The organism is Candidatus Tisiphia endosymbiont of Xenochironomus xenolabis, assembly GCF_964264705.1.
Lineage (GTDB): Bacteria > Pseudomonadota > Alphaproteobacteria > Rickettsiales > Rickettsiaceae > Tisiphia.
Map to the genome: position 1 here is coordinate 861,787 of NZ_OZ183473.1, position 14,405 is coordinate 876,191.

General features: G+C 36.7%; 9 protein-coding genes and 2 rRNA genes. 8 read left to right on the forward strand and 3 right to left on the reverse strand.

Annotation, left to right across the window (positions count from 1 at the left end):
* Positions 1-89: 89 nt before the first annotated feature.
* Positions 90-875 (reverse strand): hypothetical protein, encoded by a 786-nt coding sequence (locus tag ACFELY_RS04275; RefSeq protein WP_375333723.1) that lies wholly within the window; start codon positions 873-875, stop codon positions 90-92.
* Between the two features lie 298 nt (positions 876-1,173).
* Between ACFELY_RS04275 and odhB the strand changes: the two genes are divergently transcribed.
* From odhB to ACFELY_RS04310, 7 genes are all read left to right on the forward strand, one after another.
* Complete coding sequence (odhB, locus tag ACFELY_RS04280) at positions 1,174-2,373, forward strand: 2-oxoglutarate dehydrogenase complex dihydrolipoyllysine-residue succinyltransferase (protein WP_341759426.1); 1,200 nt, start codon at positions 1,174-1,176, stop codon at positions 2,371-2,373.
* A 42-nt stretch (positions 2,374-2,415) separates the two neighbouring features.
* Positions 2,416-6,024, forward strand: coding sequence for a pentapeptide repeat-containing protein (locus ACFELY_RS04285; protein ID WP_375333724.1), 3,609 nt, complete (start codon positions 2,416-2,418; stop codon positions 6,022-6,024).
* A gap of 47 nt (positions 6,025-6,071) precedes the next feature.
* A complete protein-coding gene (locus ACFELY_RS04290) occupies positions 6,072-6,800 on the forward strand; it encodes a hypothetical protein (RefSeq protein ID WP_375333725.1) in 729 nt (242 codons plus the stop codon).
* A gap of 99 nt (positions 6,801-6,899) precedes the next feature.
* The gene (locus ACFELY_RS04295) at positions 6,900-7,847 is read left to right on the forward strand and encodes an Rpn family recombination-promoting nuclease/putative transposase (protein ID WP_375333726.1); all 948 of its coding nucleotides are present in this window, start codon (positions 6,900-6,902) and stop codon (positions 7,845-7,847) included.
* 416 nt (positions 7,848-8,263) lie between these two features.
* Positions 8,264-11,023: ribosomal RNA gene (locus tag ACFELY_RS04300) — 23S ribosomal RNA — on the forward strand.
* 383 nt (positions 11,024-11,406) lie between these two features.
* Positions 11,407-11,521, forward strand: a 5S ribosomal RNA gene (rrf, locus tag ACFELY_RS04305).
* Positions 11,522-12,028: 507 nt separating this feature from the next.
* Positions 12,029-12,586: a VUT family protein gene (locus ACFELY_RS04310; RefSeq protein ID WP_341759422.1), complete on the forward strand. Its 558-nt coding sequence runs from the start codon at positions 12,029-12,031 to the stop codon at positions 12,584-12,586.
* 277 nt (positions 12,587-12,863) lie between these two features.
* Here ACFELY_RS04310 and dut read toward each other — a convergent pair whose 3' ends face one another.
* Positions 12,864-13,304, reverse strand: coding sequence for a dUTP diphosphatase (dut, locus tag ACFELY_RS04315; RefSeq protein WP_341759421.1), 441 nt, complete (start codon positions 13,302-13,304; stop codon positions 12,864-12,866).
* An 85-nt stretch (positions 13,305-13,389) separates the two neighbouring features.
* On the opposite strand from dut, the gene ACFELY_RS04320 reads away from it, so the two are divergent.
* Positions 13,390-13,479: a palindromic element RPE2 domain-containing protein gene (locus tag ACFELY_RS04320; protein ID WP_410521666.1), complete on the forward strand. Its 90-nt coding sequence runs from the start codon at positions 13,390-13,392 to the stop codon at positions 13,477-13,479.
* Between the two features lie 195 nt (positions 13,480-13,674).
* Here the strand turns inward: ACFELY_RS04320 and pal are convergent, their stop codons facing one another.
* A complete protein-coding gene (gene pal / locus ACFELY_RS04325) occupies positions 13,675-14,139 on the reverse strand; it encodes a peptidoglycan-associated lipoprotein Pal (RefSeq protein WP_375334134.1) in 465 nt (154 codons plus the stop codon).
* Positions 14,140-14,405: the final 266 nt, after the last annotated feature.

Here is a 14,405-nt window from a genome sequence, read left to right on the forward strand (position 1 = left end):
GAGCGTGCTAGGCGTAGTAAACCTACGTGAGTATGCGAATGCCCCGAAGTTTTACGGAGCCAATTCTTCAAAGCAGAAGAGTATACCAGTTAATGTGTTCTTACTGAACTATTAGGTTTTTTACTAATGAGAGATACGTGGTCTACCATATTGGGAGGAGATGGTGTTGGAACTTTAGTTTTAGGTGAAATCTTTTCCTCCTTAGGTGGATTGGTAGGTGGGTTGTTAATTGTTGTGTCAAAATCACTAAATAAATTTATTTGGGTTTGAGGATTTATTTTATTTTTAATAGAACCCGAAGTAATAATGTCTTTTATATAAGACAGGATGAATCGACCGCAATTTATATTATCAGCTATTTTTTGATGACCTAGATATGATGATTTAAAGGTAACTCTATCTTTTCCAAATGTTTCTTCTAGTGAATCTCTAATTGGTTTTAGTGGATAAAAACGACTAAGCCATCCTTTGGAATCATGATGATGAGATGTTATATTCCCAGCGTTATCTTTATTCAACTCTAAATATGTGAAGTGTTTTCTTGTCAACAATCCAAGAAAATATTTGTTAGACTGACAAATAGGAATTATTGCTCTCTTCCAATTAGTATCTTGGTTTAATACTCCAAGTGTATCCTTTAATGGGGCTGCAGTTGTTGTAAGCGGACTGCCTTTTTCAGCATCATGAGATGGGGTAGTGATATAATTATTGTCCTTTTTAAGATAATAATTGATTTTATTTTCAGGATTTCCCGGATTTTCATATGTCTCTGTTGATAGTTTATATCCTTGTCTTTTAGATAAATTTTTCAAGACATTATATACCTGAGTAGGCTTATATGCCATATATGGCTCAATTTCTTTCCGATCTTTCATTGCATTCCTATAATATATTACTTGAGTGGTATACTCTTTTATTACTTGAGTGGTATACTCTTTTGCTTTGAAGAATTGGTTTCGCAAATATTTGTGTTCATGTACGTTCCGTTCGCTCACCCCTTGTTTATTGTCCCCATTCTCCAAATCATTTGAGTATAAATAAAATAATAGTATACTAAAATGACTGCAAAAAATAGATGTTTTTAACATCATTTGAGTGCTAAAACAATTTTTGTTATTAGTGGGGAAGATAATATATAGTATAATATAGAATATAATTGGAGAATAAAATAATATGACTATTGAAATTACAGTTCCATCCCTTGGAGAGTCAGTATCAGAGGCTACTATTGCCAAGTGGCATAAAAAACAAGGAGATGTGGTTAAAGTGGATGAACTACTTTTAGAGCTTGAAACAGAAAAAGTTACGTTGGAAGTAAATGCAGTTTCATCTGGGGTAATAAGCAAAATATTTAAGAATGAGGGAGATACGGTATCTGTCGGTGATAGCGTTGGGCAAATTACCGAAGGAGCAGTTTCTGCTGTAGCTTTACCTAGCACGTCAGGCAAAGAGGTACAACAACAGCCTGCAAATATAAACAGCATTGCTTCCCCACCTTCTGTACGAAGATTAGTGAGTGAAAATAAACTGTCATTAGATGACATAAAAGGCACTGGTAGAGAGGGTAGGGTAACTAAGGGAGATGTATTAGGATTTATAAATAGTCCAACAACAACTTCATCTATACAGGCAACTGAATCACCTATTGTGAGCAATATTGCATTAGCAAATGCAGGGGCGGTAGAACGCGTTAGAATGTCACGGCTTCGTAAGACTATTGCAGATCGTTTGAAACAATCGCAAAATACCGCAGCTATTTTAACAACTTTTAATGAAATTGATATGTTGAAAGTTATTAATTTGCGTATGCAGTATCGTGAAGAGTTTGAGAAGAAGCATGGTGTTAAGCTGGGGTTCATGTCATTCTTTGTAAAAGCTACTATTGAAGCTCTGAAAGTAGTAGCTTCGGTAAATGCTGAAATAGAAGGGGATGAGATTCTGTATAAGAATTATTACGATATTGGTGTGGCAGTAGGAACAGAGCAGGGGTTAGTAGTACCAATAGTCAGGCAGGCTGACAAATTGAGTTTTGCTGGTATTGAGAAAGAAATTACCGGTCTGGGTAAAAAGGCTAGAGAAGGAAAGTTATCGATGTCTGATTTATCAGGAGGAACATTTACTATTTCCAATGGTGGTGTTTATGGCTCATTATTATCAACCCCTATTATTAATCCTCCTCAATCAGGTATTTTAGGTCTTCATAAGACCGAAGAAAGACCAGTAGCGATTAATGGCAAAATAGAAATACGTCCGATGATGTATGTAGCTTTATCTTATGATCATCGTATTATTGATGGTAAGGAAGCTGTTACTTTTCTTGTGAAAATCAAGGAATTAATTGAGAATCCAGATCGTTTGTTATTAAATCTCTAAGTTATAGTATGATAAGCACAAAAGTAATTAGGAGTAGAAGTTATGGTAAAAGAAAAATCTGTTTTTGATGATCTTGCTGTTAAAATTAAGAAATATCGTCCTACTATTGAGGATATAGGGAAATATATTGCAGCTCAGCATGCAGCTTTGGTAGACGACCCTAAGGGAAGTTTGAGTCTTAACCAATATTTAAAGAACATATATTTTCCTGATAAGAATGTAGTGGTAGCAGCGGATTTATCTAATATGATTTTTGGTGTATCTGATAATATAACTGATACTATAACCGATCTAAGTGGAGGAGATTTTACTGGTTGTATATTTAAAAATACTACTTTTAGAGGATGTAATTTAGAGGATGCGGTATTTTGCGATGTTGATTTTAATCAGGCTTATTTCGAAAATACTGTTCTAAGAAATGTAGATTTTAGAGGAGCTGATCTTGCTAATTGTCAGTTCTCTGAAGATTATAAGGGATATTCTCAAATGGGTAAGGAACATGATATTGAAGGAATAAAATTCAGTACGACCTCTTCTTTAGGCAGAAAATATGCTGATATAAAAAGTGATTTAGTTCGCCAAAAAGAGCAGAAGGAACTTATAAATAGTAAGACAAAAGAAGTAGCTGATGCATATGCAAATTTAAGTTATATGCAACAAGCAAAGATAGTACTAAAGCGTGAAACTGGTAATCAGCAATATGACAGATTGGTAGAAGAGTTGAAGCTAATGGTTGAGCAAAAAATATTTCCTAGAAAAGATAATGTAATGCATAAAACTTTTCAAAATATTTTTGGCAGTGAGAGCTGTATTTTTGATCCAGCTTATGTACGAGGGTCAACTAAAGAACAGCGGGATCAAGAAACTCAATATGTACGTCTAGCTCGAGAGGATATAGAGAAATATTTAGAGGCGAGAAAGGATGATAAAGATTTAAGTTTAAATGATTTTGCTAAAAGCAAATTAGAGCAATCGCAGATAAAGGCGGGAGCAAGAATTATTGCAGATTGTTCAAGTAGAGTTGATACTTCTACTAATAATGAATGGCATGATAGGGTCGATTTATCTGGCTTAGATTTTTCAGGGGCGGATTTACGAGGGGCTGTTTTTTCTGGTTCCGTTTTATCCGGATGTGCGTTTAATGGTACTGATGTTAGTGAAGCAAGCTTTGAAGGTGCGGAGCTGGTAGCGGCTAATTTTGTTGGAGTTAAAGCAGATAACTCCAATTTCTTTAACAGTAATCTAAGTAAATCAGCAGTTACTGATAAGAGCCAGTTTGTTCATGCTTTTATGTCTGGTTCTAATGGTCAGGAAGTTTTGATAAGCGACTCTAATTTTGATTATGCGAATATAAAAAATGGTAATTGGGATCGTGCAAAATTTACTAATTCAACATTTAATCATGCAAATTTAGAGGGTATTTCTTTAATCTCAGCAGATTTACGAAAAGTACAAATGCAGCATGCAATATTAGAGCAGGCCATTTTAATGCAGTGTAAAGTTATAGATAGTGATTTATCGAATGCTTTAATGAGTAAAGCTAAGGCACATAAAGCACAATTTCAAAATACTATACTAAACGGTATAGAAGGAAAAGGTATAAATTTATCAGAAGCTGAGTTAGATAGTTTTGTCAAATTGGATGAGGCAAATTTAGAAAAAGCTATTTTAACAAAGATTAATGCTGAAGGGGTGAATTTTATTCGAGCTAATATGAACATGGTGGATGCCCAAAATGCAAATTTTAGGAATGCGATTTTAGAAGATGTTAACATAAAATGTGCTAATTTAACCGAAGCTGTTTTAGAAGGAGCTAGAGGTCACGGAATTAATTTAAGTTATAGTACACTAACAAAAGTTCATGCCAAAAAGGCTGATTTTTCGGATAGTATAATAAGACGTATGGAAGCTCAGCAAGCCGATTTTACTGAGGTAAATTTTACCAATGCTGATCTCACAAGATCAAACCTACAAAAAGCAATATTGGAAAAAGTTCAAGCCGAAAAGGTTAGGTTAGAAGGAGTTAATTTACGGGCAGCAAAATTAGCTGAGGCTAACATGGCTAAAGCGATAATCGATGTTGATACTAATATTATTGGTAGCGATTTGCGTGATTTACAAGGCAAATTTATTCAAAATGGTCAAGAAATCACCCCGCAGAAGCTCCAAGAACAGCAAATAATACTTGAGCAGGTAGAATTGCAACGGAAAAAAGATAATTCACCGAATATTGCTGTAGGTCTGTTAAAAGAGGCTGGTGCATTTTTTCTTGATGCTATTAATGTATTACCTTCAACTGTTAAGAGTATGCCTGATGTAAATGATATGTATGCAAATTTCCTTAAATTTCAAGAAGTGAGTTCAAATTTATCAAGTGGTGAGTTGCTAGTTGAAACAAGACAAAAATTACAAACAGAACAAGTGGAGTATGCATCTCATTTGATCAAGGGTGCTGGTACAGTACTTGATAGACATGTTGCTAGTTTGAATGAAGAACAATCTAATCTTTTGAAAGACATTATAGCCAAATATGCTGTATTGCCAGTTTTAAAAGCTGTATTAAATCCTGTTGTTGGCAAGAAGAAAGTTGGTACTAATATACTTGATGAAGTAGATAAAGATTTTATTAGAAGAATAGTACCGTTATCAGTAAATTTAGTAAGTGGGGTGTTAGAAGGAGAATCAAACAAAAAAGTACAAGAAATTTGTAAGAATCTTATAATTCCTGATAAAAAATCAGGACGTAATATCATAAAAAACGCTTTGGAAATATTTGTTAGTCCTCAAGTGGTAGCAGTGGTCAAGAAAGACTTAGTTGAGTTTTTACGCAACCCAGTTAATCAAAAAGAAATTACCCAAATTGCTAGGTACATTTTAGACGATAAATTTACTAGATTCGTGTCCAAAGAGTTTTTGGACGATACTATATCACTGGCAATTAATGCAAGTAGCACAATATTAGATCATACTCCTAAAGTGGTTGGAATCTATGAGTCATATATGAAGCATCAAGACCTTGCTTTAGAGCTGTTGATTGGTGGTGGAAATTTATCTTCTGACAGAAAAGAAGAAATAATACTAACACAAAAATTTATGGTATCGTCTATTGTGGATAATATTGATAAGGTTGTTCAAAGTCTATCTTATGACTTAAAAAATACTCTACCGCAATATTTTGTTAAAAATAAAGGAAATATTCTAGAGTTTTTGGATAAACCAGAAGTTCAACAAAATTTACGATTTTATGGTTTGAACCCTAAGTTTGTATATGATGCAACAGCCGCAACTATTCCGTTTATTGTTGATGTCTTGCCGATAGTAACAGAGCTTACTGAAAATTGTTTAAAAGACAGAGACGGTTTAAGGCTAATCATTGAGCAAACTAAAGATACTATGAACGCACCTGAATCTGAACAATCAGAAAAGGTTAGTAAATTAGTCGATTCTCTTATTAAATTTAATAAAGATAATCCTGATGTCAAAAAGGTTTTACAGAAGGAAATCCCCGATCTTTTAATAAAACATGCTAAAGATCTCGGTCCTGTGGTTGAGAAATTTCTTAATGAAACCAAGATGGGTAAAAAACTAAAACTGAAAGGTGAAGCAGTTGTTAAGGTATTAGGTGATCATTCTAAAGATCTAGGAGAATAACTACTGCATATAGTAGAAAAGAATATGGGGCAATTGTTCGTCCATTGATGGGCTTATTATTTGATAAAAAAGTTCTAACTTTAGTTGTAGGAGCTGTAGCTAATATTTTGAATCATAATTTTCAAAAGCATTTTGTGTCTAATTCAACACGTAGAAAAGTAATTGGTGAAGAAATGAGCAAGATGATGGCAGATATTTTGCTTAATCTTAAACCAAATGACAAAAGAGATTTGTCTAAAATTTTTCAAGAGCGGGCTTATCAGTATAGTCAAGAAGCTCGTCTATCTAATGAATATTCACCGATACTGGATTATTCCTTAATTAATAAAGATTTAAGAGGATTGTCTTTTGAGACCATTGATATGAACCTAGATAATTTCGAAGTTGAAGGATTTAACTTTAATAAGGTAACATTAGGCAAATGTTCGATTAAAGGTGCGGTACTTAAAGGATGTTCTTTTAAGAAAGCTATTTTTAAAGAACATATAGACTTTGAGGGGGCTACCATTGATGGCAGTACTTTAATTACACTTCTGCCAGCAATTCAGGAATATAACAAAAAGCATCCAGAAAAAACAATGAATTTAGATAAGATAAAAGTTGTTGGTGATATAAAAGAAGAGGCTAAAGCAAATCCTTTGTTAGAAAATGCAGATTTAACTAAAGCCACTGTAAAAAAAATAGAAATTGCCTCACCAGTACCAGCATCTAAGCTTGGTCAAGCAATATTGATAGAGCGAAGTAAAAGAGAGCATAGTGGAACTCTAGCAAAGTAAGGAAAGCAATTATAATCATTTTTTTTTTGGGATTGCCACGACCACTATGTGTTCTCGCTAATAGATGTGGGTAAGGTGAATATATAAGTAAATTTTATTATGACTCTAGACAAGCCAAAACATGATGAAATCTTTCGCAAATCTATGGAGAATCCAATAGTTGCTAAAGAGTTTTTGGCAACTCATTTGCCTAAAGATGTACTGGCTTTAATCGATAGCACAACTGTAAAATTAGAAAAAGATAGTTTTATTGAGCCAGACCTTTCTGAAACTATTTCTGATGTATTATTTTCTGTTAAGTTTAATGATCAGGATGGCTATATTTTTTTGCTATTGGAACATCAAAGTACTGTTGATAAAATGATGGCATTTAGGTTATTTAAATACATGATTAATATTTGTGATCGATATTTAACTAATAATCATAAAGCTAAACGCCTTCCAGTAATTTATCCCCTAATAATTTATAATGGCAAGAAGAAATATAACGCATCGCTCAATATATGGAATTTATTTAGCCATCCAGATTTAGCCAGAGGCTTTTGGACAAATGATTGTCAGCTTATTAACGTACATGATATCCCCGATGAAGAACTCAAGAAAAAAATATGGTCTGGGATTTTGTTATTTTTCCTCAAACACATCCACGAACGTCAATTACTGAAAAGATGGCAAGAAATCTCTTATCTCTTGCCTAAATTGAGTAAAATAACAATAGGTCATGACCATATAAGAAATCTATTGAGCTATACTTTGACCTTTATTGAGCAAAATGATAAAATAGAGTTAGAAAAAATACTAAAAAATAATTTAACTAAAGAAAAAGGAGAAGAACTTATGCCTAGTATAGCTCAAGTATGGAAAGAAGAAGGGATTCAAATCGGACTACAAGATGGTATCAAAATCGGAGAGGCTAAAGGTAGAGCCGAGGGTAGAGCCGAAGCAATGAAAGTTATAGCAAAAACTATGCTACTTAAACATAATACTATTAATGAGATCATTGAATTAACAGGCTTATCTAAAAAGCAAATCGAGAGACTAAAATAGACCTCTTGCAAAATTCTACTTCTGCTGATGCTTATGCGTAGGCGGGAATCTGGATACCGCACCGAAGTAGGTATGACATTAAATTGAGCAGGGACGGCACAAAATATAATTAATTATCGTAGGCAGTCTCCTGGCAATGTCAATTATTCGTTTTTATAATGGAGTATTTTTTGTTATTAGTTGTAACTTTAGCCTGCCTCTGGAATTATTTATAAAATAATGTTTGACATTGTTTTGAATAATCGGTATAAAACTTCACACAGGGTAAATAAATCCTGTAGCTGTTTGACAAGTTGATAAAGCTGAAAACTAAATACACACTGCGATTAATAAAAATTCTATGATCGCGAGTGGATACTGTAATGGTGCAGAATTAGTTCTGTACACATCGTACAATCTCAAGTTTGAAAAAATTAAAGTAAATAAAATAAGAGCATTTGGTGGATGCCTTGGCACTAGAAGGCGATGAAGGACGTAATACGCTGCGATAAGCTTCGGGGAGCTGCGAATAAGCTTTGATCCGAAGATTTCCGAATGGGGAAACCCACCTGCTTAGCAGGTATCGTATAGTGAATACATAGCTATGCGAAGCAAACCCAGCGAATTGAAATATCTTAGTAGCTGGAGGAAAGGACATCAACCGAGACTCCGTTAGTAGTGACGAGCGAACGCGGACCAGGCCAGTGGCTTCAGAATAAAAACTAGAACAACATGGAAAGGTTGGCCATAGAGGGTGATAGCCCCTTATAGGTAAAAAGTTTTGGAGTCCTTGAGTAAGGCGGGACACGTGAAATCCTGTTTGAACATAGGGGGACCACCCTCTAAGCCTAAGTACTCTCTAGTGACCGATAGTGAACAAGTACCGTGAGGGAAAGGTGAAAAGAACCCCGACAAGGGGAGTGAAATAGACCTGAAACCGAATGCTTACAAGCAGTTGGAGCAGACATTTATGTTCTGTGACGGCGTACCTTTTGTATAATGGGTCAGCGATTTAGTTTATCTAGCAAGCTTAAGCCGTTAGGTGTAGGCGTAGCGAAAGCGAGTCTGAATAGGGCGATTTTAGTTAGATGAATTAGACCCGAAACCGAGTGATCTAGCCATGGCCAGGTTGAAGGTGGAGTAATATCCGCTGAAGGACCGAACCCACTACTGTTGAAAAAGTAGGGGATGAGCTGTGGCTAGGGGTGAAAGGCTAATCAAACTCGGATATAGCTGGTTCTCCGCGAAATCTATTTAGGTAGAGCGTTATAGCGATTACCGTCGAAGGTAGAGCACTGGATGAGCTAGGGGGTCCTACAGACTTACCAAACTCAACCAAACTCCGAATGTCGACGAGTACAGCATAGCAGACAGACTGTGGGTGCTAAGGTCCATAGTCGAGAGGGAAAAAGCCCAGACCGCCATCTAAGGTCCCTAAATCATGACTAAGTGTTAAAGGATGTGGGAAAACCAAAACAACTAGGATGTTGGCTTAGAAGCAGCCATCATTTAAAGAAAGCGTAATAGCTCACTAGTCTAAATAAGTTTTCCTGCGCCAACAATGTAACGGGGCTCAAGTCATGTACCGAAGATGCGGATTTGCACTTTAATAGTGCAGATGGTAGCGGAGCGTTCCGTAAGCCTGTGAAGGTGAACTGTGAAGTTTGCTGGAGGTATCGGAAGTGAGAATGCTGACATAAGTAGCGATAAAGAATGTGAGAAACATTCTCGCCGAAAGTCCAAGGGTTCCTGCGTAAAGTTAATCTGCGCAGGCTTAGTCGGCTCCTAAGGTGAGGCTGAAAGGCGTAATCGATGGGAATCAGGTTAATATTCCTGAACCTGAGGGATGTGACGGAGATAGTAAATTGTATACGCTTATTGGATTGCGTGTGCGGTGAATATCTTCCAGGAAATAACACCCTCGTTAAAGACCGTACCCCAAACCGACACAGGTGGACAGGTAGAGTATACCTAGGCGCTTGAGAGAACGATGCTGAAGGAACTAGGCAAATTGCATCTGTAACTTCGGGAGAAGGATGACCTGTGAATGGGCAACCATTTATAGGTGGCACAAACTAGGGGGTAGCGACTGTTTATTAAAAACACAGGGCTCTGCAAAGTCAATAGACGAAGTATAGGGTCTGACGCCTGCCCAGTGCTGGAAGATTAAGAGGAGGGGTGCAAGCTCTGAATTGAAGTCCCAGTGAACGGCGGCCGTAACTATGACGGTCCTAAGGTAGCGAAATTCCTTGTCGGGTAAGTTCCGACCCGCACGAATGGCGTAACGATTTCCCCGCTGTCTCCAGTATCGACTCAGCGAAATTGAATTCTCCGTGAAGATGCGGAGTTCCCGCGGTTAGACGGAAAGACCCCGTGAACCTTTACTATAGCTTTGCACTGGTATTAGGAATTAGATGTGCAGGATAGGTGGGAGACTATGAAGCGGTGGCGCAAGCCACTGTGGAGTCACCCTTGAGATACCACCCTTTTGATTCTTGATATCTAACCGCGATCCTTGAATCAGGATCCGAGACAATGCATGGTGGGTAGTTTGACTGGGGCGGTCGCCTCCCAAAGAGTAACGGAGGCGCGCGATGGTTAGCTCAGGTTGGTCGGAAATCAACTATTAGAGTGCAATGGCATAAGCTAGCCTGACTGCGAGTCTGACAAGACGAGCAGAGACGAAAGTCGGTCATAGTGATCTGGTGATCCCGAGTGGAAGGGTCATCACTCAACGAATAAAAGGTACTCCGGGGATAACAGGCTGATGATTTCCAAGCGTCCATAGCGACGAAATCGTTTGGCACCTCGATGTCGGCTCATCACATCCTGGGGCTGGAGAAGGTCCCAAGGGTTCGGCTGTTCGCCGATTAAAGTGGTACGTGAGCTGGGTTTAGAACGTCGTGAGACAGTTTGGTCCCTATCTGCCGTGGGTGTAGGAAGTTTGAGAGGATCTGCCTTTAGTACGAGAGGACCGAGGTGGACGTACCTCTGGTGGACCAGTTGTCGCGCCAGCGGCATAGCTGGGTAGCTAAGTACGGAAAGGATAACCGCTGAATGCATCTAAGCAGGAAACCTACCTCAAAACTAGACTTCCCTATCAGAGCCGTGGAAGACCACCACGTTGATAGGCCAGGTGTGGAAGCACGGTAACGTGTGTAGCTAACTGGTACTAATAGCTCGATTGATTTACTTTGCTGAGGTTGTACTTTGTGTGCAGCATTAATTCTGTAAAAAACATACCAAGTTTTCAGTTTTATCAACATTAAATTTTTTTATTTGCCTTCTAGGAGGCTGTCAAAGATAGTTGATGAATTTTTAGGAGAAACGAAATCGAGTACCACAGCGTACATAGACGTATGTGAGGAGCGAAGGTGTGAGTTTTGACGCCAAAATTACCAACTATACCTCTTGAAAACTCGCTTATGTGTAAGGATTTGAAGGAGACGCGGACTCAGAATCGCAGCGTACTATAATGTATGTGAGGATTCAGGTACCGCATCATTGTCCAAATTACCAGCAGAAGTAGAGTTGTAAAAGATATTTGTTGACTTATGATGTAAAAAATTTGTATTGCTAGCTTGGTGGTTATAGCACAAGTGAAACACCCGATCCCATACCGAACTCGAACGTGAAACCTTGTAGCGCTGATGGTACTATGCCCTGAGGCATGGGAGAGTAAGTCACTGCCAAGCTTGCAATACAAATTTTTTTATGAAGGTTATCAATCCTGTTTTGTGTCATATCTTAGATTCCCACCGTTGCTAAAAATGACAATTTATAGTCAATTCAGGAAAATTTGGGGCTAGGAGCGACACCTACAAGTAATAGGCGAGCATTGAGCGAAGACGTAACCAACTTCTCATCAATGACTATATGGATTGCCACGTGCCATGACTATTGCGTGTGCTTGCCATTCATTAGACCTCTTGCATAACCTAATCTAATTGGTAATTTTGTTGTCAAAACTCGTCTCCGTTCCTCACGTACATCGCTGTGGTACTCGACTTCGTTTTCCCTAAAAATTCCTCAATTATCTTTAGGTTATGCAAGAGGTCTATTTTCAAATCTAATTCTCTAAATCATTTGAGTGTATTTAAAACTTCACGCTTGTCATTCAATTTCAATTCTTTAAATCATTCAACTATGTTATAATCTAGGATTATAAATCAAAAAACTAGACCAAAAAAGAGGAAAGGAATATGCACCATATTAATAATAAATTTTACATGCCATTAGTGACGTTACTTTGTATATTTACTTATTTATTAAATTTCTTTAATAAAATAGCTCAATGTTCTTTAGTATTTGTCTTTTTAACGTTAACTGTCAATATTATATCCGAGCTATATGGCAAGAAAAAAGCTATGATTGCTGTAGTGTTGAGTACGATAGTAAGCTTTGGTTTGTTATGGAATTTAGATTATTATATTAATGGTTATGCTATTAAGGGAGTTGTGTTTGCAGCTTTTGTCTCTGTATTGCTGTCAACATATTGTAGTACAAGTGTATTTTTACATCTCAAGTCATCATCAGCATATTCTTTTAATACCAGGAATTTTATTAGTTTGATAGTGTGTGCCATTGTAGATGGTGTTGTGATGTTAGGATTTTTCATAAATATATTCTCTACAAGTAGAGTTTTATCGATATTTTACCAAGAAGTATTATTTAAATGTGTATATTCATTAACAGCTTATATATGTATATTTAGCGGATTATCTCTAGTCCAAAAAATACATGACAATAATCTTACATGACAAAAAGATTAGGTGAGCGTTCACAGAGCCTAGTACTACAGTTGTAGATTGAATGTGAGCATTCACGATTTTTTTGCTATTTTTTTGTGATGAATAAAAAAACCTGATCACCAAGCGTCATTGCGAGGAGACCGTAAGGTCAACGAAGCAATCCATTTCTAATTACTTTCCTGGATTGCTTCGTCGGTCTGGCAACCTCCTCGCAATGACATCTTATACTTTAACCTTTTTTCCGTGAACACTCACATTCAATCTACAACTGTAGTACTAGTATAACTTAAAATTTTCCAGTCGAACCAAATCCACCAGAACCTCTAGGTGTCTCATCTAACAAATCCACCTCATCCCATAATATCTGTTCATATCTAGCGATAACCATCTGAGCAATTTTCATACCACGTTCAATTACAAAATCTTCCTTAGCATGATTAATTAAAACTACCTTTATCTCACCACGATAGTCGGCATCAATTGTACCAGGTGAATTTAGTACAGTAATGCCATGTTTTAGTGCTAAACCTGACCTTGGTCTGATTTGAGCTTCTAAATGAGTAGGTAAAGCTATGCAAATTCCTGTGGGTACTAACTTTACTTCTTGTGATTTTATAGTTATTGGCTCAATATTTGCTGCTATTAGATCCATACCACTACTCTGCTGGGTAGCATAACCAGGCAAAATGTCTACAGAATGTTCTAATCTTTTAACTTTAATGTTCATAAAGATAATATTTTTTATTTTTTTAAATCTTAGATAAAAGATAATTATAGTCAATTCAGGAGAATTTGGGGCTAGGAACGATGGAGTGAAGCCTATAAGTAATAGGCGAGCGACGAGTGACAACGTCCCCAACTTCTCATCAATTGACTATACTGTTAACAAAGGTGTAATTTGATAGCAGCAAAGGGAATTTTGTACGTCCTAAAAATCTATCACCCCTTATTAATCACATAAAAGAGATTTATTGAAAGATTATATTAAGATAATAGAAAAAGGGTCAACAATAAATATGCTGACCCTTTTATATATTTTTCTGCTCTAAAGAACAGGTTCTTGTTTAGTTCCAATTCTTTAAATCATTTAACATACCTTATTTTATAGAAGTTACAGCCCTACGGTTCTGTGTCCAAGCTGCTTCATTATCACCAGGAACAGCTGGTCTCTCTTTACCATAAGAGATAGTATCAAGTCTGCTCTCCTCAACTCCTAGATTATTAGCCAAGTATTTTCGAACAGCCTCTGCTCTTCTTTCACCAAGTGCCAAGTTATACTCTCTTGTCCCTCTCTCATCACAATGCCCTTCAATAGTGGCTGTCACTTTAGGATGGCTTTTTAACCAATTAGCTTGTTTACTTAGCTGTTCTTTTGCTTGAGGTGAAATATCTGATTTATTAAGAGCAAAAAACACCCTGTCACCAGCACGTCTTTCAAAATCAGAAGCTAGAGAACTTTCCTCAACTTCATTAGTTATACCCGTATCTATCGGTTTTTTCTTTGCACCACACCCAGAAAGCATAAATAGTGCTAAAAAAGCTATTGTGGTTTTTTTTAGTATCATAACAAACTCCTTAAATTATTAAATAAGCTACTGATTTACATTTGCCTAACAAAAAATTGTCAAACACCCATTGCCTGCATTATATAATATCATATCACTACTTAAAAGCATAAAATTATTCTAATATTACATTTTAAACTCTTTAGTATCTGTGTCAGAAATACCATATATCTATAGTCAATTGATGAGAAGTTGGTGACGTCGTCACTCGTCACTCGCCTATTACTTATAGGCGTCGCTCCATCGCTTCTAGCATCAACTTC